We start from the raw sequence: 25,452 nt of genomic DNA, 5'->3' as shown, positions 1-25,452 counted from the left end.
GTCAGAGTACCCCGATCACAGGCCGTCCGGCTCGTCGTCGTCCGGTGCCGCCTCGTCGCGCGGGCGAGGAACCGGGCGCCACACGACGACCTCGGTGCGACGCTGCGCGCGCGTGCCGTGACGCAGGGTCACCACGTCGCCCTCGAGTCCCGCCGCGAAGACGCGGCGCCCCGGCCGGTTGAGGAGCTCGTCGGCCAGGGCCGACTCGAGTTCGCGCACCCGCTGGGACAGCGACTGCACCTGGTTCTCGAGCTGGAGGATCCTCGCGATGCCCTCGAGGGAGACCCCCTCGGAGGACAGCCGTGCGACCTCGCGCAGCTGGACGACGTCGCGCATGGAGTAGCGGCGCGACTTGCCCGCGGTGCGGGTCGGCCGGACGAGTCCGAGCCGGTCGTACTGCCGGAGGGTCTGCGGGTGCATGCCGGCGAGGTCGGCGGCGACCGCGATCGCGAACACGGGGGTGTTCTCGTCCACCACCGCCTCCTCTCCGGCCTCTCGGCCCGTCGCACTCGTGCGCTCTAGTAGCGGGCCTTCTCCAGGAGGTCCTCGCGGGGGTTCTCGGCGGGCTCGGCGGCCGCGTAGGCCTCGAGCGCGGCCTTGGCCGCGGCCGACAGGTGATCGGGGACCGCCACCTGGACGATGGCCAGCAGATCGCCGGTGCCCTTGCCCGTCTCGACGCCGCGCCCCTTGACGCGCAGCACGCGTCCGCTGGGCGTTCCGGGAGCGACCCGCAGCTTGACGGGCTCTCCCCCGAGGGTCGGCACCTCGATCGTCGCGCCGAACACGGCCTCGACGAAGGTGACCGGGACGTTCACGCGGAGGTTCAGTCCGTCGCGCTCGAAGACGGGGTGCTTGCGGACGGCGACGGTGAGCACCAGATCGCCGGGCTCGCCTCCGTCGGGGCTCGGCCGCCCCTTGCCGCGGACGCGGATCTTCTGCTGGTCGGCCACTCCGGCCGGGATGCGGACCGAGAGCGGTCGCCCCTCGCCGGTCTGCAGCTGCACGGTGTCGCCGCGGGTCGCGGTGAGGAAGTCGATGGTGGTGCTGGCCGTGAGGTCGGCGCCCTTCTGCGGGCCGCCGAAGCCGCGGTACCCGCCGCTGGGCTGGCCGAAGCGGCCGCCGGCGCCGCCGAACATCCCGCCGAGGAGGTCCTCGAAGCCGGGAGGCGGGCCCTGCTGGGCACTGTATCCGGAGCGCCCGCCCTGGCCGAAGACGTTGCCGAACACGTCATCGAAGCCGCCGGGCTGTCCGCCCGCGGTGAAGCGCGCTCCGCCGCCCATCGCGCGGATCTGGTCGTACTCCTTGCGCTGATCCGCGTCCGAGAGGACGGTGTACGCCTCGCTGATCTCCTTGAAGCGCGCCTCCGCGCGGGCGTCGCCCGGGTTCGAGTCCGGGTGGAACTGCCGCGCGAGCTTGCGGTAGGTCTTCTTCAGATCCGCCGCGGAGACGTCCTTGGACACGCCGAGGACCTTGTAGAAGTCCTTGTCGAACCAATCCTGGCTGGCCATGTGCCTCTTCCTGTGTCGAGTGCGGCGAGGGACCCCGCTCCCGGATCCGCCGGGAGCGGCGGGAGGAGCGGGGTCCCACGCGGTGGTGCGGAGGGTGTCAGTCGGCGGGGACCGCGACGACCACCTTGGCGGCGCGCAGGAGCGTGCCTCCGAGGTAGTAGCCCGCCTCGACGACGTCCGCGACCGTGGAGGTCTCGGCGCCCGGAGTGGGCTGCTGGAAGATCGCCTCGTGGATGTTCGGGTCGAACAGGTCCCCGACGGCACCGGTCTTCACCAGACCGAGCTTCTCGGTCCCGCCGCGCAGCTTCTGCGCGATGGCGGTGAAGGGGCCGCCCTCGGGCAGGTCGCCGTGCTTCTCGGCGCGGTCGAGGTCGTCGAGCACGGGGAGGATGACCTTCACCGCGTCGCCGATGGCCCGCTCCTTCTCGGCCTGCCGGTTCGACTCCGTGCGCTTGCGGTAGTTCGCGTACTCCGCGGTGACCCGCTGGAGGTCGGCGAGGTGCTCCGCAGCGAGCGTCTCGGCGTCGGACTGGCCCGAGAGGAACGAGAGGTCGGCGTCCGAGAGCGTCGTCTCGACGTCCGGGCCCTCGGCCTCGATCAGACCCTCGGTGTCCTGAGCGGCCTGCGCCGCCTCGGCTCCGGTGGTCGGCTCCTGCTCGGGAGCGCCCTCGGTCGGCTCCTGGTCCTGCTCGCCGGCCGTCACTTGGCGTCCTTCGGCTCGTCGTCGTCGATGACCTCGGCGTCGACGATGTCCTCGTCGTCCTTCTTGTCACCGTCGGCGGGAGCGTCCTGCGGGGCGCTCTGCGCGGCCTGGTCCTGCGAGTAGATCGCCTGGCCGAGCTTGGTCTGCGAGGCGTTGAGGGCGTCGAACGCGGTCTTCACCGCGGCGTCGTCGTCTCCGGCGAGCGCGGTCTTCAGCGCATCGACGTCGCCCTGGACCTCGGACTTGACGTCCTCGGGCAGCTTCTCCTCGTTCTCCTTGATCAGCTTGTCGATCGAGTAGGCGAGGGTCTCGGCGTTGTTGCGGATCTCGGCGGCCTCGCGGCGGGCCTTGTCCTCGGCGGCGTGCTCCTCGGCCTCGCGGACCATGCGCTCGATGTCGTCCTTCGGCAGCGACGAGCCGCCGGTGATCGTCATCGACTGCTCCTTGCCGGTGCCCTTGTCCTTCGCGGACACGTGCACGATGCCGTTGGCGTCGATGTCGAAGGTGACCTCGACCTGCGGGATGCCGCGGGGCGCCGGCGCGATGCCGGTGAGCTCGAAGGTGCCCAGGTTCTTGTTGTCGCGGGTGAACTCGCGCTCGCCCTGGAAGACCTGGATCGCGACGGACGGCTGGTTGTCGTCGGCCGTGGTGAAGGTCTCGCTCCGCTTGGTCGGGATCGCGGTGTTGCGCTCGATGAGCTTGGTCATGATCCCTCCCTTGGTCTCGATGCCCAGCGACAGCGGGGTGACGTCGATGAGGAGGACGTCCTTGCGCTCGCCCTTGAGGACACCGGCCTGCAGGGCGGCGCCGACGGCGACGACCTCGTCCGGGTTGACGCCCTTGTTGGGCTCCTTGCCGCCCGTGAGCTTCTTGACGAGCTCGGCGACGGCCGGCATGCGGGTCGATCCGCCGACGAGGACGACGTGCGCGATGTCCTCGACCTTGACGCCCGCCTCGGCGATGACGTCGGTGAACGGCTTGCGGGTGCGCTCGATGAGGTCGCTGGTGAGCTCCTCGAACTTGGCGCGGGTCAGCGTCTCGTCGAGGTTCGCCGGGCCGTTCTCGGTGAGCGAGAGGTAGGGCAGCTGGATGCTGGTCGAGGTGCTCGAGGAGAGCTCCTTCTTCGCCTGCTCCGCAGCCTCCTTGAGGCGCTGACGGGCGATCTTGTCCTTCGACACGTTGACGCCGGTGGAGTCCTTGAAGCGCTTGACGAGGTGGTCGACGACGCGCTGGTCCCAGTCGTCGCCGCCGAGGCGGTTGTCGCCGGAGGTCGAACGCACCTGGATGGTCGAGAAGTCGTCGTCCTTGCCCACCTCGAGGAGGGACACGTCGAACGTTCCGCCGCCGAGGTCGAAGACCAGGATGAGCTCGTCCTCCTTCCCCTTGTCGAGGCCGTAGGCGAGGGCGGCCGCGGTGGGCTCGTTGATGATGCGGAGGACGTTCAGTCCGGCGATCTCGCCGGCGTCCTTCGTGGCCTGGCGCTCGGCGTCGTTGAAGTAGGCGGGGACCGTGATGACCGCGTCGGTCACCTTGTCGCCCAGGTACTGCTCGGCGTCGCGCTTGAGCTTGCCCAGGATGCGGGCCGAGATCTCCTGCGGCGTGTACTTCTTCTCCTCGACCCCGAAGGTCCAGTCGGTGCCCATGTGGCGCTTGACCGACGCGATGGTGCGGTCGACGTTGGTGACGGCCTGGCGCTTCGCGGTCTCGCCGACGAGCACCTCGCCGTCCTTGGTGAACGCGACGACGGACGGGGTGGTGCGGAAGCCCTCGGCGTTCGCGATGACGGTGGGCTCGCCACCCTCGAGGACGGCCACGACCGAGTTGGTGGTTCCCAGATCGATGCCTACGGCACGGGACATAGCGTGTTTCTCCTTCGCGACCGGCCGGCCGTGAAGGCGGTCGATCAGTTGTCGTGAGTGGTGCTGACGTGAGTGGTGCAAACCTCTGCGGGAGTTGAGTCCCGCACGCTCAAGTTTACGCGGACCGTTCCTGGAGTCAAGCCGGGAACGGAGAAGTTGAGTCCAGCGGGCTCAACTCTCGGTGGCAGCTTCCCGCCGTTCACCTCCACGCCCTACGGTGAGCGCATGACCGAACGCGCCGGCCGTCGACCCGTCCTCGCCTGGGGCCTGTGGGACTGGGGCGGATCCGCCTTCAACGCCGTCGTCACCACCTTCGTCTTCACGGTCTACCTCACGACCGACGGCCTCTTCGGCACCCCCAGCGGAGTCTCGGCCGCGCTCGGCTGGTCGCTCGCGGGGGCGGGGCTGGTCGTCGCCCTGATCGCTCCGATCACCGGCCGCCGGGCCGACCTCGGCGGACGCCGCCGGCTGTGGCTCGGGATCCACTCCGCCGTCGTCGTGGCGTGCATCCTGCTGATGTTCCTCGTCCGCCCCGATCCCGGATACCTCTGGCTGGGCCTCGGGCTGCTCGCCGTCGGCACGGTCTTCTTCGAGTTCGCGAGCGTCAACTACAACGCGATGCTCACCCAGGTCTCGACGCGCGCCACCATCGGCCGGGTCTCGGGCTTCGGCTGGGGCATGGGCTACGTCGGCGGCATCGTCCTCCTGCTGATCGTCTACTTCGGCTTCATCTCGCCCGAGGTCGGGCTCTTCGGCGTGACCGGGGAGGACGGACTCGACGTCCGCGTCTCGATCCTGCTTGCGGGCGTCTGGTTCGCCGTCTTCGCGATCCCCGTGCTGGTCGCGGTGCCCGAGCTGCCGGCGCGGGCGGGCTCGCGCGAGCGCGTCGGCGTGATCGCCTCCTACCGCGCCCTGTTCCGCCAGATCGCCGCACTGTGGCGCGAGAGCCGCACCACCGTGCTGTTCCTGATCGCGAGCGCCGTGTTCCGCGACGGGCTCACCGGCGTCTTCACCTTCGGCGGGGTCCTCGCGCAGGGCACGTTCGGCTTCACCGCCGGCGAGGTGATCCTCTTCGCCATCGCGGCCAACGTGGTCGCCGGAGTCGCCACCATCTCGGTCGGCGCCCTCGACGACCGCCTCGGCCCCAAGACCGTGATCGTCGCCTCGCTGGTCGGGCTGCTCGTCTGCGGCACCGCGGTCTTCGTGCTGCACGACGGCGGCGCCACCGTCTTCTGGATCTTCGGCCTGCTGCTGTGCCTCTTCGTCGGCCCCGCTCAGTCGGCGAGCCGCAGCTACCTCGCGCGGCTGATCCCGGAGGGACGCGAGGGCGAGATCTTCGGGCTCTACGCCACGACCGGCCGCGCCGCGTCCTTCCTCGCCCCGGCCGCCTTCGCGGCCTTCGTCTCGATCGCCGCGGCGACCTCGGGCGGCGACGAGGCGAACGTGCAGTACTGGGGCATCCTCGGCCTCGTGCTCGTGCTCGGCGTCGGGCTCCTCCTGCTCCTCCCCGTGCGCCGCCCGCCCGCCGCGGCGCCGGTCGCGCCGACCGAGCCGCGAGGAGCGGCACTGCCCTAGAGTGTCGGAGCCGTCGCCCCGACGGCCCCCCGCCCGCAGAACGACGGCGGGCGACCCGGAGGAGCGGCATGGCACGGCGGACGACGAACGAGGATCCCGCACGACGCGGACCCGAGCGGCACACCAGGAGTGCCGAGCAGGCCGTCGACGCTCCTCGCACGAGTCCCGCCGACGGCTGGCCCACCGCTCCGGCGCAGGGCGCCCCCGCTCCGGCGGCCGACCGCCCGGCGACGATCCGCGTCAAGAAGAAGCGCCGCGTCCCTCGTCGCACCCGGATCGCGAAGACCGCGAAGCGGATCGGCTACGGGCTGCTCGTCGCAGCGCTCCTCGCGGGCCTCGCGGTCGTCGTCGTGCTGATCGTCGCTCCGCACCAGCTCTTCTGAGCGGACGGGGTCACCCTCAGGTGGCGAGCCAGAAGACGATCAGCAGCAGCGTGACCAGGAACCCGGTCAGGAAGTTGAGCGCGAGGAACCGCTTCCAGCCCGCGTTCGCCCGCTCCGCCTCCGCGTCGCTCAGCGAGCGGTACGGCCAGATGCTGAGCGCGTACGGCACGGCCAGGATCACGGCGAGCGTCCCCGGCCACGGCAGCAGCAGGAGCAGCAGGCCGCTCGCGACGTAGGCGGCGATCGCGAAGCGCGTGGTCGCCTTCGCCCCGATGACCGTGGCGATCGATCCGATGCCCGCGGCACGGTCGGCGAGGATGTCCTGCACCGCTCCGAAGGCGTGGCTCGCGATTCCCCAGAGGAAGAACGCGACGAGCAGGGCCACCAGAGGCCCGGTCACCGTGGTGCCGGCCAGCGCGATGCCGTAGACGGCCGGGCTGACGAAGTGGGTCGCCGAGGTCAGCGAGTCGACGAACGGGCGCTCCTTGAAGCGCAGTCCCGGCGCGCTGTACGCGATCACGGCGAAGACGCTGATCGCCAGCACGAGCCACGAGACCGGCGAGCCGAGGATCACGAGGGCGACGAGGAACGGCACGTTGGTCGCGACGGCCGCGATCAGGGTCGCGCGGTGCTCGCTCCGATCGAGGACGGCGCCCTCGACGCCGCCCTTGCGAGGGTTCCGCAGATCCGACTCGTAGTCGAAGACGTCGTTGATCCCGTACATCGCGAGGTTGTAGGGGATGAGGAAGTAGAGAGTGCCGAGTACGAAGGCGAGATCGATCTCGCGGGTGGTCAGCAGGTAGGCGGCCGCGAAGGGGTACGCCGTGTTGACCCAGCTGAGGGGCCTGCTCGAGACGAAGAGGGCGCGGAGTCGGTTCACGAGGTGCTCCCGGTGGTGCGTCGGCGGGCCGGCAGGATCGACCAGAGCGCCGGGAGCGCGACGGCCGCCGCGATGGCGTAGGCGAAGTCCTCGATCGGCGCGACGCCGATCCTGATCCCCGAGATGAGCGAGTCGTCGTAGGCCACCAGGAGTCCGACTCCGATCATCACGTTGTCGAAGACGGCCGTCATCACGAGCAGGACGACGAGCGTGCCGGCGAGGGGGCCGAGGCGGAGCCGACCGCGGCGCAGGGCGATCACGAGGACCACCAGCACCACGGCCAGGAAGACCGTGTTCAGGAGGAGGTAGGTCACGCGCGCGCCTCCGCCCGCTTCTCGAGCACCCCGTGGACGTCCATCGACAGGTAGCAGAGCAGGGTGAGGAAGAGGACCTCCTCGACCGGGAGCTCGGGGGCGAGCTGCAGTCCGGTCATGTACGGGGTCTCGCCGCGGAAGAAGACGCCGAGCCCGATCCCGAACAGGTCCCAGATCAGGAAGAAGACGACTCCCGCGGGCAGCACGATCGCGGCCCGGCGGGCGTCGTTCCAGAAGAACAGCCCGAAGCGCCTGTCGAGCACGACCATGCCGGAGATCGAGACCGCGAGCGCGAGCAGGTAGACGACGCCCACCGGCTACTCCGCCGGGCCGGCGAGCACGGCGTCGCGCACCTCGGCTCCGACGGTCGGAGCCACCGGGGCGTCGGGCGCGCCGCGCACCGGGATCGGCTCGGTCGAGACGTCGCCGCGGACGCGCTTGAGCATGACCTCGGCGCTGATGACGCACATCGGCAGGCCGATGCCGGGGATCGTGGAGCTGCCGGCGAAGAGGAGCCCGTCGACGTGCGCGCTCGCGTTGCCGGCGCGGAAGAACGCGCTCTGCTTGAGCACGTGCGCAGGGCCCAGCATCGAGCCGCGCCAGGCGCCGAGGTCGGTCTCGAAGTCGGCCGGGCCGATCGTGCGCCGCACGACGATCCGGTCGGCGAGGTCCGCCGCTCCGGTCCAGGTCGCGATCTGCCGGATGGCCGCGTCCGCGATCGCCTCGACCCGCGCGTCACCCTGGCCGTCGACTCCGCCGTGGCCGATCGAGGTGTCGGCCGGGATCGGCACGAGCACGAAGAGGTTCTCGTGCCCGTCCGGAGCCACGCCCGGGTCGGTCGCGCTGGGACGGCAGACGTAGAGGGAGGCGGGATCCGGCACCGAGGGGTTCTCGCCGAAGATACGGCCGAAGTTGTCGCGCCAGTCCTTCGTGAAGAGAAGGGTGTGGTGCTCGAGCTGCGGCAGCTCGCCGCGCACGCCGAGGAGGATCAGCACGGCGCTCGGACCGGGATTGCGGTCCTCCCAGTACTGCGGCGGGAAGGTGCGCTGCTCGTCGGGCAGGAGGGACTGCTCCGTGGTGAAGAGGTCGGAGGCGTTGACGACGAGCTCGGCGGGCAGGCGCTCGACTCCGTCCGGGCCCTCGAACTCCACTCCGACGACCTCGGCACCGCGACGGCTGCCGCGGGGGGCGCGGGCGGTGAGGATGCGCGTGGCGGGCGACGAGGTGCGGATCGTGACGCCCGCCTCCTCGCCGACCTCGGCGACGGCCTCGATCAGTCGCGTGAATCCGCCCATCGGGTAGAGCACGCCGTCGGCCAGGTCGAGGTGGCTCATCAGGTGGTACATGCTCGGCGCGTCGTACGGCGAGGAGCCGAGGAAGACGGCCGGGTAGCCGAGGATCTGCCGCAGGCGGGTGTCGGTCACCGCGGTACCGGCGAGGGAGTCGAGCGAGGTGAGCAGGAGCTTTCCGAGGGTCGCCGTGCGAGCGAGGACGTCCTTGCGCAGCAGCGGGACGAAGGACGCGAAGCTGGTGTAGAGGAAGCGGCGCTTGGCCATCTCGTACGTGTCGCGCGCCGATTCGAGGTAGGCGCGCATCCGCTCGCCCGAGCCCGGCTCGACGCTCTCGAACAGGGCGATGTTCGACTCGAGGTCGGCGAGCACGTCGAGCGGCTCCTCGACGCCCTCGCTGTAGACGCGGTAGCCCGGGTCCAGCTTCACCAGGTCGAGGCGCTCGTCGGCGCTCGTGCCCATCAGGCGGAAGAAGTGGTCGAAGACCTCGGGCATGAGGTACCAGGACGGACCGGTGTCGAAGCGGAACCCGTCGCGCTCCCACGAGCCGGCGCGGCCGCCGACGACCTCGCGCTTCTCGAGCACGGTCACGTCCCAGCCGTCGCGGGCGAGGAGCGCGGCGGAGGCGAGTCCGCCGATGCCGCCGCCGATCACGACCGCGCGGTGCGGTCCGGAGGCCGAGCGGGAGGCGCGGGCCGGTCCCCGGCCGAGTCGCGGAGCGAGAGTGGACGCGGCGGCGCGGGCGGCGAGCGCCGTCTTCGTGGCCGTCGGCACGCTGACGCGGGCCCGGAGCAGCTCCTCGGCCGGCGTCTCGCGGATGCGGTCGGCGAGCGCCTGGAAGAGCGAGTGCGCGAGCACGACGGCCCGGCGGCTCGACCGGGGCAGCTCCGGGATGATCGCGGCGGCCTCGGCGAGGTCGTCGTCGAGGTCGGCGAGCAGCACCGCCTTGTCCGTCTCGGAGAACGCGCGCGGGTCGACACCCGGGAAGTAGCTGCGTCCGAGGCCGTCGACGTCGGCCGCCAGATCGCGGAGGAAGTTGACCTTCTGGAACGCGGAGCCCAGGCGCCGGGCACCGGCGACCAGGCGCTCACGGGCCGCGGGCGCGACGTGTCCTGCATCCGGGGCGGCGAGGAACACGTGCAGGCACATCAGCCCCACGACCTCGGCGGAGCCGTAGACGTAGCGCTCGAACGACTCGGGCGTGTGCACGGTCTCGCGGAGGTCCGCCCGCATCGAGGCGAAGAAGGGGCGGGTCAGCTCGGTGCCGAACCCGGTCGCCCTGGCGGTCCTGGCGAAGGCGTGCACCACGAGGTTCGAGCTGTAGCCGGAGTCGAGGGCGCGGTCGGTCTCGGCCTCGAACGCGTCGAGGGCCTCCTCGACGGCCGCGCGGTCGAGTTCGGCCGCCTCGGCGACGCCGTCGACGATCTCGTCGGCCACGCGCACCAGGGCGTAGACGTCCTCGACGCGCTCGCGGACGCCGCGCCCCAGCAGCCGCGTGGCGAGTCCGAACGACGTGGAGTAGCTGCGGATCACCTGCGCGGACGCCTCGTGCGCGACTCGGTCGTACAGTTCGCTCTGCCGGGTCATCGTGCCACCGTACGGGTCGTGGATGTGCGGGGGGTCATCGGTGCGGAGGGCCGCGCGTGGCGGCCGCGCACGACGAGGGTCATCGGGTGCGTCCGACCACGCTCGCGACGAGCGGGCGGACCTCGACGCGGAACGCCTCCGAGACCGCGGGAGTGTTCAGCGCCTCCCAGGCGCGGTTCGCGAAGTCGCCGGCGAGGGACTCGGCGAACCCGCGGGCACCGCACTCCTCGAGGATCCGGCGGACGCGCTCGGCGGTCTCGCCGCTGAGGTGCTCGTCGCCGATCAGACCCTCGATCTCGGGCCAGCAGTCGGTGCCCGCCGCGTGCGCGATCAGCACTGTGCGCTTGCCCTCGCGCAGGTCGCCCAGCGTGGTCTTGCCGGTCTGCCCCTCCGAGCCGAAGACGCCCAGCAGGTCGTCGACGATCTGGTAGGCGATGCCGATGCAGCGGCCGAACTCGCCCAGCGCCTCGACGGCCTCGTCGGAGGCCCCCGCCAGGATCGCGCCCGCCTGCAGCGGCGCCTCGAACGAGTAGACGGCGGTCTTCAGGCGCTCCATCTCGAGCACCTCCTCGACCGAGGGCATGCCGGGCATGAGCGAGAAGTCGACATCGGCGAGCTCGCCCGCTGCCGAGGCGAAGACGGCCTCGTCGAGCAGCGTGAGCAGGCGGGCGCGGACGGCGTCGTCCGCTCCGACGCCCTCGATGAGGCGGTGGGCGCCGGTCAGCGCGAGGTCGCCGGCGATGACGGCGACGGAGGTGCCGCGGTGCTCGGCGATGGGGATGGAGAGACCGGCGGTGGTCGCCTCGTCGCGGTAGCTGCCGGAGACGTTGGGTCCGCCGCGGCGGACGAAGTCGCGGTCGATCACGTCGTCGTGCACGATCAGCGCGGTGTGGAGGAGCTCGAACGCGGCGCCGAGATGCGCGGCGGCCTCCGGGTCGCGCCCGCCGAGGGCCTCGTACGCCGAGATCACCATGAGGGGGCGGAAGCGCTTGCCCCCGCGGGTGTTGGCCTCGAGCGTCTGCCACAGGGTCGTGTACCGCGTCCCCAGCCGCTCAGCCCGGGCGCGCGCCAGGGAGAAGAACCGGTCGAGCACGGCATCGACGTGTTCCTGCCGCTTCCGGGAGAGAACCACGGGGTCGCGTGTATCCACGAGGGAGAGGCTAACAAGTTCGGTCTTCTAGCACTAAGCCGGCTGAGTTCCCTCCTCGTGCTTGACTTACAGCCATGACTTCGGGAGGAATCGCCTTGCGCGAGGACGAGATCGAGCAGGTCGTCCTGCTGGACGAGACGGGCGGCGCCATCGGCGTCGCCGACAAGGCGACGGTGCACGACACCGAGACGGCCCTGCACCTGGCGTTCTCCTGCCACGTGTTCGCACCGGACGGCGCCCTGCTCGTGACGCGCCGCGCGCTCGGCAAGCGCACGTGGCCCGGCGTCTGGACCAATTCCTTCTGCGGTCACCCCGCCCCCGGTGAGCGGATCGAGGACGCCGTCGTCCGCCGCGCCGAGCGCGAGCTCGGTGCCCGACTCGAGACGCTGGAGGTGGCGCTGCCGGACTTCCGCTACCGCGCGGTGGACGCCTCCGGGATCGTCGAGAACGAGATCTGCCCGGTGTACACCGCGACCCTGTCGAGCCGCGAGGCGCTCTCGCCGCGGGCCGACGAGGTCATGGACTACGAGTGGGTCGACCCGGAGGCCACGCTGGCCTCCGTGCGTGCGGCGCCGTGGGCGTTCTCGCCCTGGCTCGTGCTGCAGCTCCCCCGGCTCCTGGGCTGAGAGGCGCCCCGCTCCGTCAGTCGCCGTAGACGTCCGTGCGGTGGAAGTTGAGGGAGGAGCGGGACGCGGTCGGGCCGCGCTGGCCCTGGTAGCGCGAGAAATACTCCGCGGATCCGTAGGGCTTCTCGGCCGGAGAGCTGAGGCGGAAGAAGCACATCTGGCCGATCTTCATCCCCGGCCAGAGCGTGATCGGCAGCGTCGCGACGTTGCTGAGCTCGAGCGTGACGTGGCCGGTGAAGCCCGGATCGATGAACCCGGCCGTCGAGTGCGTCAGCAGCCCCAGGCGCCCGAGCGAGCTCTTGCCCTCGAGCCGCGCCGCGATGTCGTCGGGCAGCGTGACCGCCTCGTACGTCGATCCGAGCACGAACTCGCCCGGGTGCAGGATGAACGGCTCGCCCTGCGGGGTCTCGACCAGCCGCGTGAGGTCCGGCTGGTCCTCGGCCGGATCGATGTAGGGGTACCGGTGGTTGTCGAACAGTCGGAAGAAGCGGTCGAGGCGCACGTCGACGGACGAGGGCTGGATCATCGCCGGATCGTGCGGATCGAGACCGACGCGGCCGGAGGACAGTTCGGTCTGGATGTCGCGATCGGAGAGCAGCACGAGGCGATCCTAGGGCGTGGGGCGGCGCCCGCGACGTGGTGCGCGCGCAGGCCTTGCTACGATGATCGAGTGCGCCTCCGAGGCGCCGCGCGAGTGTAGTTCAATGGTAGAACTTCTGCTTCCCAAGCAGATGGCGCGGGTTCGATTCCCGTCACTCGCTCCGCAGCTCTCCTCCCCCTCCGTCCTCCTCAGGCGCCCTCATCGGGCGACACGCCGAGGCGATCGCCGCGAACGCGCGGAATGCCGGACGTCGCGGTGCAGGGTGGAGGAGTGACAGAGCTCGTCCAGATCCCGTCGCCGGGCGTCGCCCTCGAGTACGGGCGCCCCGGCCGCCCGATCGTCGTCGTGCTCCACGACGTGTACGGCCGGCTCCCGTGGATGGAGCCCTTCGCCGAGGCCGTCTCGAAGCACGGGTACCACGTGCTCGTCCCCGATCTCTACGACGGCTGGGCGACGCTCGCCCCGGAGGACGCCCGCGACCTCGCCGCGATGACCGCGCAGGACCGCGCGATGGCCGCGATCGCCGACGCGGTCCGCTCCGGAGCGGCCGAGGGCCCGCAGCGCAGCGCGATCATCGGATTCGGCTTCGGCGGACGGCTCGGCCTGCTCGCCGCCGCCACCGGGCTGGTCGACGCGGTCGTCGCGTACTACGCGACCCTCGGGCAGGAGGAGCACGCGCTCGTGCCGTGCCCGACGCTGCTCCACTACGCGCAGAGCGACGAGTGGCCCGAGGGCGACGACCCCGAGGCGTTCGTCGGCCGGCTGAAGGAGGCGGGGACGCCCGTCACGGCGCACACCTATCCGGGCACCGTCCGGCACTTCGCGAACGGGACCCTGCGCGAGGCCGTCGACCCCTCCTCCGCGGCGCTCGCCTACGCGCGGACGGTGTCGTTCCTCAATCCGCAGCTCATCGACTACTGAGCGGGCTGCGCGCTCAGCCGCGGACGTCGTGCAGGTGGTGCTGGACGTCGTGCAGGTAGTAGCGCGCCATCGTCTCGACGGTGAAGACGGCTCCGTCGCTGCGGCGGCCGGGGTACTGCCACTGGGCGCCCGTGACGCCGTCGAAGGCGTCGGCGATCAGGCCCGCCTCCTCGACGAGCTCGCGGCCGACGACGGCCGGATCCTGCTCGGAGTAGCGGTCCTCGACGGCGGTGACGTCCTGGTCCCAGTTGGGGAACAGCGGGTCGTCGCCGGCGAGCATCAGGCCCAGGCGCGTGCGGTAGATGCGGTGCACGTCGCGCACGTGCGCCGCGTACTCCAGGGGCGACCACGTCTCGTCGTCGGGCCGGCCCGCGGCGTCGTCGCGCTCGAGGACGTACGGCCAGGCGGCGGCGTTCTCGCGGATGAGGTGGGAGACGTCGGACGCGTCGACGAGCGAGGCGTCGAAGCCGCACTCGAGGCAGGGGCGCTCGGCGGCCCAGGTCCAGTCCTTGGTGTCGGGGGTGATCGGCATGACCCCACAGTAGGACCCAGGCGTCGGCCCCACGGCGCGGTGGACGGTCAGGGATCGGCGATCCCCTGCCACCCGCTTCAGCAGCGCTGGTGCACGGTGAGCGCGGCGACGCGCTCGCCCTCGGCCGTCCACGGCAGGACGGGCAGGTCCGCCGCTCCCGACGCGGCGCCCTGCTCGACGGCGACGGCCGCCATCGCCCGCGCGACGTTCCCGGCGAAGTCGGCCCCCGCGGTGGAGCTGTTGAACGACACGGCGACCGTCAGTCCCGACACCGGGTCGGAGTAGGCGGCGGTCACGAATCCGGGCGCCACGCCGGAGAAGCCCCGGAGCGGGCCGGCTTCGTGCCCGCCCAGGCCGGCGAGGAGCCACTCAGCGCGGCCCTGACCCTGCGGGACCGGGTCGGACCACACGGCGTCGCCGGAGGGCGAGGCGGCGAGGCCGCTCGCGAGCCGGCGGAGATCCTCGAGGTCGGTCACGACTCCGCCCGCGGCACCGAGCGCCGACGGCGACGCCGAGCCGACGTCGCGGCGCACCTCGCACTGCACGGCTCCGGTGCGGAGGTCGAGGCCGGCCGCGTACCCGCGCGGCGCCGGAGTGGGCAGATCGAGCGTCCGCGCCGAGGGCAGCACCGTGCTGCGCAGGCCGTACCGCGGCACGACGTACTCGCGGTAGAGGTCGGCGACGCTGCGGCCGGTCGCCTCCGAGGCCGCGAGTCCCGCCAGCAGCGGCCCGGTGGCGGAGTCGGACCAGGCGGCTCCCGGAGGTGCCACGGGCGCGCGCACCTGGGCCGCCGAGATCAGCTCCATCGTCGGCCACTCCCTGACCGGGTTCTGCAGGACGGTCGGCCAGAGCGCGGCGCGGAAGTCGGCGAGTCCGGAGGTGTGCGCGCAGAGCTGGCGGAGGGTCGTGCCCTCGATGCCGGGCAGGGAGCCGAGCGACTCGGAGATGTCGGCGTCGAGGTCCAGGCGGCCCTCCTCGGCGAGCGCGACGACCACGTCGCAGGTCATCGCCTCCGTCCCTCCTGTACCCAGGCGCACGTGCGCGTCGGTGGTCAGCGGAGTGGGGTCGGCGTCCCCGACGACGCCGAGCGCCGTCTCCCAGCCACCCGCCCAGGGCGACCAGACCCCGGCGACGGCCCCCGTCGCTCCGGCCGCGCCGCGCGCCTCGTCGACGAGGCCGGAGAGCGCGATCGCGAGGTCGTCGGACACGGGACCGGGCGGCGCCTCGGGGACGACCGAGGCGGCCCCCTGCGTGCAGCCGACGAGGGCCAGGACCAGTGCGGGAACGGCGAGAGCCGCGACCCGTCTCCGCTTGCGACGCACGACCATGACCTTCGGCTCCCCCCGGAACATCCTCTGGAACGGACCCCACTGTACGGGCGCGCCCCGACTCGAGGACCGCCCGGGCCGGTGTCCCGCCGGTTCGTATCCGGACCGTGACCCGAGACGTCCACCCCGTTTCCAAACCGACTCGGCGCGGGTTACGAAGAAGGGGTGTCGGCACAGGGCCGTCGCGTGAAGGAGGTCCAGTCACATGCGCAGATCACCCAACCGCCTGCTCGCCGTAGCCTTCGGAGCGGTCTACCTCGTCGTGGGGCTGCTCGGCTTCGTCGTGACGGGCGGCGTGCAGTTCCTCGCCACCGACGGAGGGCTGCTCCTCGGGATCTTCGAGGTGAATCCGATGCACAACATCGCCCACCTCCTGATCGGCGGAGCGCTGCTGATCGCCGGGCTCTCGACAGTCGCCGCCGCGAAGACCGTGAACACGGTCGTCGGAGCCGCGTACCTGCTCCTGGGCATCGTCGGCTTCTTCGTGGTGAACACGTCGCTGAACGTGCTCGCCCTCAACACGGCCGACCACTTCCTCCACCTCGGCAGCGCGATCGTGCTGCTGGGCGTCGGGCTGGGAACCGAGAAGTCGACCCGGTCGCGAGCGGCCACCGCCTGAATCCGGGCGGCGACAGCCGCCCCCTCCCACTCCGTCCGCCGCGGGCCCGCCGTTTTCCGCGGCGGACGGACTCCACGGCCCCGGACGACACGATGCGGTGTGTCGATCCGGGGCCTTCCTCTTCTCCCGGAGGCGCGCGTGAATCCTCTCGTCCGCGGCTGGGCCGCCTCGGCCGCCCTCGGTGCCGGTCTGGTCCACCTCTGCCTGGCCTCCGTGCGGGACGACGCGTGGCTCGCCGCGCTCGTGCTCCTCGGCGCCGGCGAGCTCGCCTGGGCCGTCGCCGTGCTGGCCCGTGGCCGGATCCTCCTGCCGCGGGTGGTGCTCGCGGTCACCGTCGCCACCACGGTCGGCTCGGCTCTCGCCCTCACCGCGGGGCTCCTGCGCGATCCGCTGCCCTCGCTCGCGGGCGGGGTGCTGCAGCTCGCCGCGGCGGGCCTCGTGGCGGCGTCCCTCCGACGCGCCCCCTCCCCCGATCGTGTGGTGCCGGCCGGCCGGACGGTGCTGGGTCTGCTGGCCGGGGCCCTCGTCGTCTCGGCGCTCGCGACTCCGGCGATGGCCGCGACCTCGGCCGGGCCGGGCGGTACCGGAGGGATGCACGGCGTCGTCCAGGACGGGCACGGGCACTGAGCGGTCTCCGACGGCCTCTGGCCTCGCTCCGCGCGGTCGGCTAAGGTAAGGCCAACCTAAGAAGCCGATCGGAGGCCCTCGTGTCGAACGTGATCCCGTTCTCGCAGGCTCTCCGCGAGCGCGTCGGCCAGACCGGTGCCGCGGACGACGAGGGCGCCGCCTTCATGACCGCCCTGATGACCGGCGCCGGCAGCCGCGACGACTACATCGCGCTCGTCTCGCAGCACTACTTCGTCTACGAGGCGCTCGAGGCGGTGGCCGATCGCATGGGCGACGACCCGGTCGCGGCCCCCTTCATCTCGGCCAAGCTCACCCGACTGCCCGCGATCGCCGAGGACCTGCGGTTCCTGATCGGCGAGGACTGGCGCGAGCGCATCCGTCCGCTGCCCTCGACGGCGGCGTACGTCGAGCGCATCACGACCGTGGCCAGCGGATGGAGCGGTGGATTCGTCGCCCACCACTACACGCGCTACCTCGGCGATCTGTCGGGCTGCAGCATCGTGCGCACCCTGCTCCAGCGCCGCTTCGGCTTCGAGACCAACGGCGTCGGCTTCTACCTGTACGGCGAGATCGCGACGCCGTCGGCGTTCCGCGCCGTGTACCGCGAGCAGCTCGACGCGGTCGACTGGGACGACGCCGAGCGCGACCGGGTCATCGCCGAAGTGGCCGAGGCCTACCGGCTGACGACCGAGCTGTTCCGCGACCTCGCCCGCTCCCGCGTCGCCGCCTGATCGCGCCCCGCGACGTCAGGCCGACGCCGCGCCGCCCTCGGCGGTCGCGACGGCGGCGGGCTCGGCCCGGCGCTCGGACATGAACCGCAGCACGTCCTTGTCGACGATGATGTCGCTCGGCCTCAGCGGCCTCGTGAGGTACAGGCCCTCGAGGCTCGTGATGCGGCTGAGCGCGACGTAGGTCTGCCCCGGGGCGAACGCGCGCTGGCCGAGGTCGACCACGGCCGAGTCGTAGGTCTTGCCCTGCGACTTGTGGATGGTGACCGCCCAGGCGAGCCGGAGCGGGAACTGGGCGAACTCCGCCACGATCTCGCGGGTGAGCTTCTTGGTCGCCGCCGAGTAGGAGTAGCGGTAGCGCTCCCAGGTGGCCGGCTCGACCTCGTGCACCTCGCCGTCGACCTCGACCCAGACGGTGCCGGCGACCTTCTTCACGATCCCGATCGTGCCGTTGACCCAGCGCTGCTCCGCATCGTTGCGGAGGAACATCACGTGAGCGCCGATCTTGAGCTCGAGGTTCTGATCGGCCGGGTAGGTTCGGCCGCCGAAGTCGCCGCTGATCTCGGCGGTCGCCGTCTTGAGCGGTCCCTTGAGGCGCGCGAGCGCCGTCTGGTTGATCCGGTTCACCGTGTCGTTGCGGGTCGCGAGGGTGATCGCCCCGTCCGTCGGAGGGGTGCGCGCGCCGGCCTCGTTGAGGACGTCGGCGATCTCCTTCGTGACCATGCCGAAGCGGACGGCGTTGAGCATCCACTTGAAGCGCTCGTCGCTCTGACGGTGGATCCGGCCGAGCTCCACGATGCGCAGCGGAGCCTCCTGCCAGACCAGCGCGTCGAAGAACCACAGCGAGCGGTAGCGGTCGGCGAAGTACGCGCGCTCCTCGGGGTCGCCGGGGACGGGGGCGAGCTGGAACGGGTCGCCGAAGAGGACGACCTGCACGCCTCCGAACGGCTCGGCCCGCCGCTGGCGCGCCTGGCGGAGGCTGCGGTCGATGCCGTCGAGCAGATCGGCGTTGACCATCGAGATCTCGTCGATCACGAGGGTGTCGATGGTGTTCAGGAGCTTGCGCAGCTCGGGCGGCTGGTCGAGATCGGAGTCGGCGATCACGCCGATCGGCAGGCGGAAGAGCGAGTGGATCGTCTGGCCGCCCACGTTCAGCGCCGCGACTCCGGTGGGGGCGCAGATGACGATCTGCTTGTCGGTGTTCCAGCTCAGGTGGTTCAGCAGGGTCGACTTGCCGGTGCCGGCCCGCCCGGTGACGAACAGGTGCTCGCGGGTGTTCTCGATGAGGTCGAACACCCGCTGCTGCTCGTCGGAGAGGGTCGGCTGGGTCACCGGTCCACTGTACCCGCGGCCGTGCGGCGTCGATCCGGAACGGGCGGGATGGGGGCCGACGGCCGCCTGGGGAGGAGGGTCAGCGTCGCTTGCCGAGGGCGGCCAGGCGCTCGTTGTACTCGTGGAGCTCCGCCTCGCCCGTGCGGTCGGCCTGCCGATCGCGCCGCTTCGTCTCGCGGGCGTCGGACCTGCTCCACATCATCGCGACGACGATCGCGAGGGCGAGGGTCGGGATCTCGCCGATGCTCCAGGCGATGCCTCCGGCCGCGCGCTGATCGGCGAGCGCATCGCTGCCCCAGCCCATCGCTCCGTACCAGTCGGCGAGCAGGAGGCCCTCCCCCGTCATCAGCGCGAGGCCGAAGAAGGCGTGGAAGGCCATGGTGCCCAGCAGCAGCAGCAGACGCATCGGGTACGGCACCTGGTGCGAGCTGGGGTCGACTCCGATCAGCACGCTCACGAAGAGGTAGCCGGTGATCAGGAAGTGCACGATCATCCACTCGTGGCCGATGTGGTCGGTCGTGGCCCAGCGGAACAGGGGCGAGTAGTAGAACGCCCAGAGCGAGCCGACGAAGAGCACGGCCGCGACGATCGGATGCGACACGATCGTGCCGAAGCGCGAGTGCACGGCCAGCAGCACCCATTCGCGCGGCCCGCGGGATCCGTCGGTGCGTCGGACGACCGCCCGCGCGATCAGCGTGACCGGGGCGGCGGGCACGAGCAGCAGCGGCACCGCCATCGTCAGCACCATGTGCGAGAGCATGTGCGCGCTGAACAGGTACTTCTCGTAGACGTTCACGCCGCCGTTGGTGATGTAGGCCAGCAGGAGCATGCCCGCGATCCAGAGCACCGTGCGGTGCAGGGGCCAGGAGTCGCCCCGACGGCGCAGGCGCAGCACGCCCGCCACGTAGAACGCGATGCCGAAGCCGGTGACGAGCAGCCAGATCAGGTCGACGTTCCAGAGGGTCACGAAGTTCACGGCGCTCGCCACGGGCGGCAGGGGCTCGCCGGTGAGGAGCTGGGCGGGCGTCGGGTCGGTCAGCTGGCTCGCGGCGACCTGGTCGACCGGGGTCGCGGTGCGCGCGAGGGCGGCGGCGACTCCGGAGGCGATGCCCATGAAGGCGACCTCGGCACCGACCAGCCACCAGAAGCTGCGGCCGCCCGCACCGCCGGCGGAGCGCATCCGCTCGATCAGGAACCGGCGCTGCACCAGGCCGAAGAGGCCGAGGGCGATCAGCGCCGCGACCTTCACGATCACGAGGATCCCGTAGCCGGTGAGGAGGTTGCCGAAGCTGGCCAGACGCAGCTCGGCGCTGAGGTAGCCGGACGCCGCGACGACCACGAAGCTGACGAGGGCGAGGCTGGAGTAGCGCTGGATCACGGGCCGCAGGCGCGGACCGTCGAGGAGCGGTCGGAGCACGACGACCGTGACGAGGCCGCCGAGCCAGATCGCGGCGAAGACGAGGTGCAGGCCCAGCGCGGTGACCGCGGCGTCGTGCCCGGCGGAGCCGGCGGCATGGCCCTGCTGCGCCATCGGGAGGAGGGTGAGCAGCGCGATCGCGGTGACGAAGACGAGCGCGGTCTGGTTGCGCACGGCGAAGCAGAGCACGGTGACGACGGCGGCGAGCAGGGTGGTGGTCAGCCAGGCCTGGCCGACCGGGATGCTGCCGATGAAGTAGCTGAGCTTCGTGCCGAAGTCGCGATCGAGGCTCAGCGGAGTCTGCGTGACGTTGAGGAAGGTGAAGAAGCCGGTGACGGCCGCGGCGGCGGCGAAGAACGCGGCGCCGGCGGCGGCGACGTCGAGGGCGACGGAGTACTCGGTGCGCTGCTCGGGCGTCTCGGGCTCCGCCGTCTTCGAGGCCTTCGCGGGCTTCGGGGTCTTCGCCGCTTTCGCCGTCGAGCGCGGGCTCAGCGCGAAGAGGGCGAGCACGAGCGCGCCGATCATGGCGGCCGCGCCGAGGTTGACCGCGAGCTTCGCGATCGGGAGGCCGTAGCGGACGACGGGCCCCGGATCGTTCAGCAGCGGCGCGGCGGCTCCGCGGCCGAAGGCGAGGGCCGCGAGGAGGGCGACGAGCGCGGCTGCGACGAGCAGCAGCGCGGGCCCCGCGATCCGGACGGTTCGATTCACCCGTCAAGCCTACGTTCCCCGGCTGATCGGCAGCCGCGGGGACGACGAAGGCCCCGGCGCGGACGCCGGGGCCTTCGTCGGAGGACCGGTGCTACTTCGCAGCGGCCTTGAGCTTGGTGCCGGCCGAGACCTTGACCGAGTGGCCGGCCGCGATCTGGATGGTCTCACCGGTCTGCGGGTTGCGGCCGGTGCGTGCGGCGCGGGAGGTGCGCTCGACGGCGATCCAGCCGGGGATGGTGACCTTCACGTCGTTGGAGACGGAGTCGGCGAGGGTCGAGAAGAGCGAGTCGAGGACGCCGTTGACGGCGGCCTGGCTCTGGCCGGAGTCCGCGGCGATCTTCGCGACGAGCTCGGTGCGGTTGAGCGACTTGTCAGCCATTGGAGTGTCCTCCCAGGACGTTCGCGCTGTTGAGAACAGCTGGTGGTTGTGGATCGTCCTCGGCCGGGGACGGACTCCCTCTAACCGGTCGGACCGTCGGTAACCTACCAGCACGACCCGCCAAAGCACGTGATTCCGGGGCGCAGAAGCCCGGAATGACGCTGATCCGGGCCGTCCGGAGGCCCCTGGTGCCCCTCCAGCCCTCCCCAGGCGCGGATCGGGGCGCTCCTCCACCGATGCGCGGACGGGCGGTCCACCCGGCCGTCCGGGTGGTCAGGATCGGCGCATGTCGATCACCCTCCTCCCCCTCGTTCCCTCCTCCGCGACCTCCTCGCCGCCCGCCCGGCCGTCCTTCCTCCGCTCCGCGGTGCTCGCCCGGCGCCTCCGGTCACCGCGCGAGCCCGGCCTGACCGCGGTCGCGCTCGGCCTGCTCGCTCTGACCTCGGCCGTCCACCCGGTGTGGGCGCTCCCGTCGGTGGGAGTGGCCGCGGCGGCGCTCGTCGTCGCGGTCGCCGCCCTCCTCCGGCCCGGGGAGCGCCGGCTCGGAGCGGCGGGCGCGGCGGCGGCCGTGCTCGCGCTCGCGGTGGCGACGGTCACCGTGCCCGCGACCCTCCGCGGTGCGGGCGATCTGCTCGGCTGGATCGCGGGGCTGCGCCCCTGACCGCAGTGACGGTCGGCCGCAAGCCCTCGGGCACGACCGGTCCGTCTCACTACACTCGGCCCGACGCGTGCCCGAGCGCGCAGGGAAGGCGGCCGGGATGGCGCACACGACGGACGGCTGGATCACGACGGCGATCTGGTGGCAGGTGTACCCGCTGGGGTTCACCGGCGCCGAGACCTCGGCGGCCGACGCGCCCGGGGAGGTGCAGCACCGGCTGCCCGCGCTCCTCCCCTGGCTGGACGACCTGCTCGCGCTGGGCTGCAACGGCCTCCTGCTGGGCCCGGTGTTCGCCTCGAGCACGCACGGCTACGACACGGTCGACCACTTCCGGGTCGACCCCCGCCTGGGCGACGAGGGCGACCTCGACGCCCTCATCGCCGCCTGCCGCGAGCGCGGGATCCGGGTGCTGTTCGACGGGGTGTTCAACCACGTCGGGCGCGACCACCCGTGGTGGCGCGAGGCGGTGGCGGCGGGCCCCGGATCGGCAGCGGCCGCGCGGTTCTCGTGCAGCGACTCCGCTCGCGAGGTCGACGGGCTGCTCGTCGACGTCTTCGAGGGGCACGAGGCGCTCGTCGAGCTCGACCTCGCGAATCCCGAGGTGTCCGCCTACGTCTCCTCCGTCCTCGCCCACTGGCTCGAGCGCGGGATCGACGGGTGGCGGCTCGACGCCGCCTATGCGGTCGCGCCCGCCTCCTGGCGCGCGGCGATCGATCCGGTGCGCGAGCGGTTCCCCGAGGCGTGGTTCGTCGGCGAGGTCATCCACGGCGACTACGCCGGCTACGTGCGCGACTCGGGCCTCGACTCCGTCACCCAGTACGAGCTGTGGAAGGCGGTGCGCAACTCGCTCGAGGAGCGCAACCTGTTCGAGCTCGCCTGGTCTCTGACGCGGCACGGCGAGTTCCTCGACTCCTTCCTCCCGCTCACCTTCATCGGCAACCACGACGTGACCCGGCTCGCCAGCGCGGTGTCGGACGAGCGGCACCACGGCCACGCCGTGGCGGTCCTCGGCTTCGTGGGCGGCGTGCCCAGCATCTACTCCGGCGACGAGCGGGGCCTGCGAGGAGTGAAGGAGGAGCGCGTCGGCGGCGACGACGCGATCCGTCCGGCGTTCCCGGCGGATCCCTCCGACCTGCCGGGCGGAGAGGCGTACCGCGCGCACCAGGAGGTGATCGCGTTCCGGCGCAGGCACCCGTGGCTCGCGCAGGCGCGGACGAGCGCGGTCGACCTGGCCAACACCTCGGTGCTGCTGATCGCCGAGGGACCGGCCGGCGAATCGGCCCGGCTCGCCCTCAACATCGGCGACGAGCCGGCGACCGTGGGCGGCGTGCGGGTCGAGGGCCACACCTGGCTGCTCCTCGACTGATCGGCGCACCGCGTCCTATCCTCATCGCAGGACGGAGCGCGCCCGGTGATCGGAGCGCCCGAGGCAGGAGCGATCGGTGCAGGACACGACATCGGGGCCCGGTTCATCCGGGCCCGACGCACCGGAGGGCAGGACCACGGGGCTCGACGAAGCTCTCGACGCACCGATCGACCCCCGGGGCGACCCGGGCCCGGGCGAGCGCAGCGGGTTGTCGAGCCGGATCGCCGAGGAGCTGCTCGACGGGATCCCCGAGGATCTCGCGGGCGCCGGAGCCGGACCGGCTGCGGCCGCCCCGGACCTCGCGCGCGCGGTCGAGATCGACGATCCGTCGCGCGCGGTCGGCGACGACCCCGACCGGCCGATCCACGGCTCCTTCGCCGAGGAGTTCGAGCGGAGCTGACCCTCCCCGGGGTCGCGGACCCGTCCGGGCTCAGCTCGCGACGGTCGCGAGCGGTTCTCCCGTCGGCGCCAGCGAGGAGTGCAGGAAGCGCAGGAGCGACAGCAGCAGCAGCTCCTTCGAGTCGGCGCGGCGGTACTCGTGCCCCTCGCCGTCGAGCTGGAGGAACGACACCGGACGGTCCAGCGCCTCCAGGGCGGCGACGATCTGCGTCGCCTCGCCCAGCGGCACGTTCGTGTCGAGCTCGCCGTGCACGACGAGCAGCGGCACGTCGATCGCGAAGGCGCGGCCCAGCGGCGACAGCTCCTCGAGCAGCTCCGCGTCGTGCTCCGGGTGCCCGTACTTCGTCACCGCGGCCGAGGCGATCCACGGCTCGGTGTCGCGGTAGAAGGTGAGCAGGTGCGACATGCCGCAGATGTCGACTCCGGCCGCGAAGACGCCCGGGGAGAACGCGAGCGAGGCCAGCGTCAGGTAGCCGCCGTAGGAGCGGCCGGTGACGGCGATGCGCGAGCGGTCGGCGACTCCGGACTCGACCAGGAACTCGGCGGCGGCGAGCACGTCGTCGAACGCGCCGTACCGGCGCTCGACGTCGTCGGCGTGCACGAAGTCGCGGCCGAAGCCGGAGGAGCCGCGGACGTTCGGCGCGAAGACCGAGACCCCGGAGGCGGCCACGGCCTGGTGCTGCGCCGAGAACGTCGGCCGCTCCTGCGACTCCGGCCCGCCGTGCAGGCTGAGCATCGCCGGCCCGGGGCCCTCCACGCCCGGAGCCCGGTACAGCCAGCCCGAGAGCGCCAGACCGTCGCGGCCCGTGAAGCGCTCGAGCGTGGGCACCACGAGCGGGGCGGCCGGCAGGACAGGCACCTGCGTGATGCGCGACCACTCGTGGGTCGCGGTGTCCATCCGCCACAGCTCGCGCGGCCGCTCCGGGCCCTCGACGCCGAGCACCACCGAGCTGCCGTCTCGGGAGAGGACGGGGGTCGTGGCGACGAGGCCGGGCAGCCCGGTCACGGGGACGCGCTCGCCGGTGAGGGTGTCGAAGAGCTCGATCTCGCTCGAGCCGGCCACGTTCCAGACCAGCATCAGCAGGTGCCCCGCGTCGTCCGCGTCCAGGCCCTCGAGCTCGGCGTCGTCGCGGGCGGCGAGACGGCGGATGCGCCCGCGCCAGCCGTCGGGGCCCAGCGGCATCGCGACCAGCTGGCGCCGGGGCAGGTCGACGTCGGTCGCGAGGTAGGCGACGATCGGGCTCTCGTTGTCGTTCAGCGGTGCAGGGCGCAGGAACGCGACGTCCGTCGATCCGGTGCCCGAATCGGGCAGGAGGGCGTGGTTCTCGTCGGTCAGGCGGTCGACCACCGAGCAGTACTGGTGGCCGCGCTGGCCGTCGCGGACCACGACGAGGCGCTCCTCCGTCGACAGGTCGAGCACCGAGATGAGGTCGCCGTCGACGAGCGGACGCCGCTCGGCGGTGACCGGATCGACGAGGAACGACCGGGTGGGCTGCTCCGGCTCGGCCGACGGCACGGTGACGACGACGTGGTGGCCGCTGCGGGTCCACGGCCCGAGCTCGGCGTGCGCGTCGCGCGAGCCGGCGATGCGCTTGGCGTCGGAGCCGTCGGGCCGGACCACCCAGACCTGCGTGCGCACGCCGCCGTCGGTCGCGACCAGGCAGGCGAGCCACGCGGAGTCGGCCGACCACGAGACCGAGAGCACCGGATCCTCCGTGAAGCGGATGCAGTGCGCCTCGGGCAGCTCGCCGTCGACGACGACGTCCTGCACCCAGACCTCGGGAGCGCCTCCGCGATCGCTGATGAAGGCGGCTCGGGCGGCGTCGGGAGTCATCGACGGGCCCCAGCTGCCCCAGGCGTGCACGAGGTCGAGACCGAGCTGCTCGGCGGCGAGGAGCCCGGAGGTCGCGGTGGAGGTCATGCTCTCCATCCTCCGGCACCGGTCGGGGCCGGTGTTCCGCGG

Annotated in this window: 26 protein-coding genes and 1 tRNA gene; 11 read left to right on the top strand and 16 right to left on the bottom strand. The window is 72.1% G+C overall.

The features are described 5' to 3' along the window. Nucleotides 1–15 precede the first annotated feature (15 nt). The 4 genes from C1I63_RS08165 to dnaK all read right to left on the bottom strand — a co-directional run bounded on the left by C1I63_RS08165 (nucleotide 16) and on the right by dnaK (nucleotide 4,070). Complete coding sequence (locus C1I63_RS08165) at nucleotides 16–474, bottom strand: heat shock protein transcriptional repressor HspR (RefSeq protein ID WP_055786402.1); 459 nt, start codon at nucleotides 472–474, stop codon at nucleotides 16–18. 44 nt (nucleotides 475–518) lie between these two features. Next, entirely contained in the window at nucleotides 519–1,508 is a 990-nt protein-coding gene (locus tag C1I63_RS08160; RefSeq protein WP_055786395.1) for a DnaJ C-terminal domain-containing protein, read from the bottom strand. A 97-nt stretch (nucleotides 1,509–1,605) separates the two neighbouring features. Continuing rightward, nucleotides 1,606–2,211, bottom strand: coding sequence for a nucleotide exchange factor GrpE (locus tag C1I63_RS08155; protein WP_055786392.1), 606 nt, complete (start codon nucleotides 2,209–2,211; stop codon nucleotides 1,606–1,608). Then, a complete protein-coding gene (dnaK, locus tag C1I63_RS08150; RefSeq protein WP_107574460.1) occupies nucleotides 2,208–4,070 on the bottom strand; it encodes a molecular chaperone DnaK in 1,863 nt (620 codons plus the stop codon). Before dnaK ends, C1I63_RS08155 begins: the two co-directional genes overlap by 4 nt. A 225-nt stretch (nucleotides 4,071–4,295) precedes the next feature. On the opposite strand from dnaK, the gene C1I63_RS08145 reads away from it, so the two are divergent. Both C1I63_RS08145 and C1I63_RS08140 read left to right on the top strand, forming a co-directional pair. Beyond that, nucleotides 4,296–5,645, top strand: coding sequence for an MFS transporter (locus C1I63_RS08145; protein WP_055786388.1), 1,350 nt, complete (start codon nucleotides 4,296–4,298; stop codon nucleotides 5,643–5,645). 68 nt (nucleotides 5,646–5,713) lie between these two features. Next, nucleotides 5,714–6,028, top strand: a complete 315-nt coding sequence (locus tag C1I63_RS08140) for a hypothetical protein (RefSeq protein ID WP_107574459.1) — start codon at nucleotides 5,714–5,716, stop codon at nucleotides 6,026–6,028. Nucleotides 6,029–6,044: 16 nt separating this feature from the next. On the opposite strand, the gene C1I63_RS08135 is transcribed toward C1I63_RS08140, so the two are convergent. The 5 genes from C1I63_RS08135 to C1I63_RS08115 all read right to left on the bottom strand — a co-directional run bounded on the left by C1I63_RS08135 (nucleotide 6,045) and on the right by C1I63_RS08115 (nucleotide 11,230). Further along, entirely contained in the window at nucleotides 6,045–6,908 is an 864-nt protein-coding gene (locus C1I63_RS08135) for a prenyltransferase (RefSeq protein WP_107574458.1), read from the bottom strand. After that, nucleotides 6,905–7,222, bottom strand: a complete 318-nt coding sequence (locus C1I63_RS08130) for a lycopene cyclase domain-containing protein (RefSeq protein ID WP_055786381.1) — start codon at nucleotides 7,220–7,222, stop codon at nucleotides 6,905–6,907. Before C1I63_RS08130 ends, C1I63_RS08135 begins: the two co-directional genes overlap by 4 nt. Further along, nucleotides 7,219–7,536 carry a lycopene cyclase domain-containing protein gene (locus C1I63_RS08125; protein ID WP_107574457.1) on the bottom strand — a complete coding sequence of 106 codons (318 nt, stop codon included), beginning with the start codon at nucleotides 7,534–7,536 and terminating at the stop codon, nucleotides 7,219–7,221. Before C1I63_RS08125 ends, C1I63_RS08130 begins: the two co-directional genes overlap by 4 nt. Nucleotides 7,537–7,539: 3 nt before the next feature. After that, complete coding sequence (crtI, locus tag C1I63_RS20325; RefSeq protein ID WP_107574456.1) at nucleotides 7,540–10,098, bottom strand: phytoene desaturase family protein; 2,559 nt, start codon at nucleotides 10,096–10,098, stop codon at nucleotides 7,540–7,542. 79 nt (nucleotides 10,099–10,177) lie between these two features. After that, entirely contained in the window at nucleotides 10,178–11,230 is a 1,053-nt protein-coding gene (locus tag C1I63_RS08115) for a polyprenyl synthetase family protein (RefSeq protein ID WP_055786375.1), read from the bottom strand. A gap of 92 nt (nucleotides 11,231–11,322) precedes the next feature. Between C1I63_RS08115 and idi the strand changes: the two genes are divergently transcribed. Then, the gene (idi, locus tag C1I63_RS08110) at nucleotides 11,323–11,874 is read left to right on the top strand and encodes an isopentenyl-diphosphate Delta-isomerase (protein WP_107574455.1); all 552 of its coding nucleotides are present in this window, start codon (nucleotides 11,323–11,325) and stop codon (nucleotides 11,872–11,874) included. 16 nt (nucleotides 11,875–11,890) lie between these two features. Here idi and dcd read toward each other — a convergent pair whose 3' ends face one another. Then, entirely contained in the window at nucleotides 11,891–12,475 is a 585-nt protein-coding gene (gene dcd, locus C1I63_RS08105; protein WP_077224077.1) for a dCTP deaminase, read from the bottom strand. Nucleotides 12,476–12,564: 89 nt separating this feature from the next. Here dcd and C1I63_RS08100 point away from each other — a divergent pair. Both C1I63_RS08100 and C1I63_RS08095 read left to right on the top strand, forming a co-directional pair. Beyond that, nucleotides 12,565–12,635, top strand: a tRNA-Gly gene (locus C1I63_RS08100). 110 nt (nucleotides 12,636–12,745) lie between these two features. Beyond that, the gene (locus tag C1I63_RS08095) at nucleotides 12,746–13,396 is read left to right on the top strand and encodes a dienelactone hydrolase family protein (RefSeq protein ID WP_107575785.1); all 651 of its coding nucleotides are present in this window, start codon (nucleotides 12,746–12,748) and stop codon (nucleotides 13,394–13,396) included. Nucleotides 13,397–13,409: 13 nt separating this feature from the next. Here the strand turns inward: C1I63_RS08095 and C1I63_RS08090 are convergent, their stop codons facing one another. Together C1I63_RS08090 and C1I63_RS08085 are read right to left on the bottom strand one after the other, a co-directional pair. Further along, nucleotides 13,410–13,928 carry a DinB family protein gene (locus C1I63_RS08090; protein ID WP_055786365.1) on the bottom strand — a complete coding sequence of 173 codons (519 nt, stop codon included), beginning with the start codon at nucleotides 13,926–13,928 and terminating at the stop codon, nucleotides 13,410–13,412. 77 nt (nucleotides 13,929–14,005) lie between these two features. Next, complete coding sequence (locus C1I63_RS08085; RefSeq protein ID WP_107574454.1) at nucleotides 14,006–15,280, bottom strand: serine hydrolase domain-containing protein; 1,275 nt, start codon at nucleotides 15,278–15,280, stop codon at nucleotides 14,006–14,008. A gap of 181 nt (nucleotides 15,281–15,461) precedes the next feature. Here C1I63_RS08085 and C1I63_RS08080 point away from each other — a divergent pair, with 181 nt between their 5' ends. The 3 genes from C1I63_RS08080 (at nucleotide 15,462) to C1I63_RS08070 (ending at nucleotide 17,233) form a co-directional block, all read left to right on the top strand. Continuing rightward, nucleotides 15,462–15,875 (top strand): DUF4383 domain-containing protein, encoded by a 414-nt coding sequence (locus C1I63_RS08080; protein ID WP_107574453.1) that lies wholly within the window; start codon nucleotides 15,462–15,464, stop codon nucleotides 15,873–15,875. 138 nt (nucleotides 15,876–16,013) lie between these two features. Further along, entirely contained in the window at nucleotides 16,014–16,502 is a 489-nt protein-coding gene (locus tag C1I63_RS08075; protein ID WP_107574452.1) for a hypothetical protein, read from the top strand. Nucleotides 16,503–16,582: 80 nt separating this feature from the next. Beyond that, on the top strand, nucleotides 16,583–17,233 hold the full coding sequence (locus tag C1I63_RS08070) for a biliverdin-producing heme oxygenase (protein ID WP_056866325.1): 651 nt from the start codon (nucleotides 16,583–16,585) through the stop codon (nucleotides 17,231–17,233). A 15-nt stretch (nucleotides 17,234–17,248) separates the two neighbouring features. On the opposite strand, the gene C1I63_RS08065 is transcribed toward C1I63_RS08070, so the two are convergent. From C1I63_RS08065 to C1I63_RS08055, 3 genes are all read right to left on the bottom strand, one after another. Beyond that, the gene (locus C1I63_RS08065) at nucleotides 17,249–18,562 is read right to left on the bottom strand and encodes an ATP-dependent DNA helicase (protein WP_055786350.1); all 1,314 of its coding nucleotides are present in this window, start codon (nucleotides 18,560–18,562) and stop codon (nucleotides 17,249–17,251) included. A gap of 79 nt (nucleotides 18,563–18,641) precedes the next feature. Next, nucleotides 18,642–20,687 (bottom strand): bifunctional copper resistance protein CopD/cytochrome c oxidase assembly protein, encoded by a 2,046-nt coding sequence (locus tag C1I63_RS08060; protein ID WP_211315596.1) that lies wholly within the window; start codon nucleotides 20,685–20,687, stop codon nucleotides 18,642–18,644. Nucleotides 20,688–20,778: 91 nt separating this feature from the next. Further along, nucleotides 20,779–21,066: an HU family DNA-binding protein gene (locus C1I63_RS08055; RefSeq protein WP_055786347.1), complete on the bottom strand. Its 288-nt coding sequence runs from the start codon at nucleotides 21,064–21,066 to the stop codon at nucleotides 20,779–20,781. Nucleotides 21,067–21,352: 286 nt separating this feature from the next. Between C1I63_RS08055 and C1I63_RS08050 the strand changes: the two genes are divergently transcribed. The 3 genes from C1I63_RS08050 (at nucleotide 21,353) to C1I63_RS08040 (ending at nucleotide 23,490) form a co-directional block, all read left to right on the top strand. Further along, nucleotides 21,353–21,727, top strand: a complete 375-nt coding sequence (locus tag C1I63_RS08050; RefSeq protein WP_107574451.1) for a hypothetical protein — start codon at nucleotides 21,353–21,355, stop codon at nucleotides 21,725–21,727. A 97-nt stretch (nucleotides 21,728–21,824) separates the two neighbouring features. Continuing rightward, nucleotides 21,825–23,090: an alpha-amylase family glycosyl hydrolase gene (locus C1I63_RS08045; protein ID WP_107574450.1), complete on the top strand. Its 1,266-nt coding sequence runs from the start codon at nucleotides 21,825–21,827 to the stop codon at nucleotides 23,088–23,090. Nucleotides 23,091–23,166: 76 nt separating this feature from the next. Continuing rightward, entirely contained in the window at nucleotides 23,167–23,490 is a 324-nt protein-coding gene (locus C1I63_RS08040) for a hypothetical protein (RefSeq protein WP_107574449.1), read from the top strand. Between the two features lie 30 nt (nucleotides 23,491–23,520). On the opposite strand, the gene C1I63_RS08035 is transcribed toward C1I63_RS08040, so the two are convergent. Next, nucleotides 23,521–25,410 (bottom strand): S9 family peptidase, encoded by a 1,890-nt coding sequence (locus C1I63_RS08035; RefSeq protein WP_107574448.1) that lies wholly within the window; start codon nucleotides 25,408–25,410, stop codon nucleotides 23,521–23,523. Nucleotides 25,411–25,452: the final 42 nt, after the last annotated feature.

Origin of the sequence: Rathayibacter caricis DSM 15933, from assembly GCF_003044275.1 — a bacterium.
Taxonomy (GTDB): domain Bacteria; phylum Actinomycetota; class Actinomycetes; order Actinomycetales; family Microbacteriaceae; genus Rathayibacter; species Rathayibacter caricis.
Note: the sequence above shows the minus strand (reverse complement) of the source record. Positions and strands in the feature narration are given on the sequence as shown.

What these genes read in the sequence shown, in the direction of transcription:
- C1I63_RS08080 (WP_107574453.1), top strand. Translation starts at nt 15,462, where the DNA reads ATGCGCAGATCACCCAACCGCCTGCTCGCCGTAGCCTTCGGAGCGGTC.
- C1I63_RS08035 (WP_107574448.1), bottom strand. Translation starts at nt 25,410, where the DNA reads ATGACCTCCACCGCGACCTCCGGGCTCCTCGCCGCCGAGCAGCTCGGT.
- idi (WP_107574455.1), top strand. Translation starts at nt 11,323, where the DNA reads ATGACTTCGGGAGGAATCGCCTTGCGCGAGGACGAGATCGAGCAGGTC.
- crtI (WP_107574456.1), bottom strand. Translation starts at nt 10,098, where the DNA reads ATGACCCGGCAGAGCGAACTGTACGACCGAGTCGCGCACGAGGCGTCC.
- C1I63_RS08045 (WP_107574450.1), top strand. Translation starts at nt 21,825, where the DNA reads ATGGCGCACACGACGGACGGCTGGATCACGACGGCGATCTGGTGGCAG.
- C1I63_RS08145 (WP_055786388.1), top strand. Translation starts at nt 4,296, where the DNA reads ATGACCGAACGCGCCGGCCGTCGACCCGTCCTCGCCTGGGGCCTGTGG.
- dnaK (WP_107574460.1), bottom strand. Translation starts at nt 4,070, where the DNA reads ATGTCCCGTGCCGTAGGCATCGATCTGGGAACCACCAACTCGGTCGTG.
- C1I63_RS08055 (WP_055786347.1), bottom strand. Translation starts at nt 21,066, where the DNA reads ATGGCTGACAAGTCGCTCAACCGCACCGAGCTCGTCGCGAAGATCGCC.
- C1I63_RS08090 (WP_055786365.1), bottom strand. Translation starts at nt 13,928, where the DNA reads ATGCCGATCACCCCCGACACCAAGGACTGGACCTGGGCCGCCGAGCGC.
- C1I63_RS08050 (WP_107574451.1), top strand. Translation starts at nt 21,353, where the DNA reads ATGTCGATCACCCTCCTCCCCCTCGTTCCCTCCTCCGCGACCTCCTCG.
- C1I63_RS08085 (WP_107574454.1), bottom strand. Translation starts at nt 15,280, where the DNA reads ATGTTCCGGGGGGAGCCGAAGGTCATGGTCGTGCGTCGCAAGCGGAGA.
- C1I63_RS08140 (WP_107574459.1), top strand. Translation starts at nt 5,714, where the DNA reads ATGGCACGGCGGACGACGAACGAGGATCCCGCACGACGCGGACCCGAG.
- C1I63_RS08160 (WP_055786395.1), bottom strand. Translation starts at nt 1,508, where the DNA reads ATGGCCAGCCAGGATTGGTTCGACAAGGACTTCTACAAGGTCCTCGGC.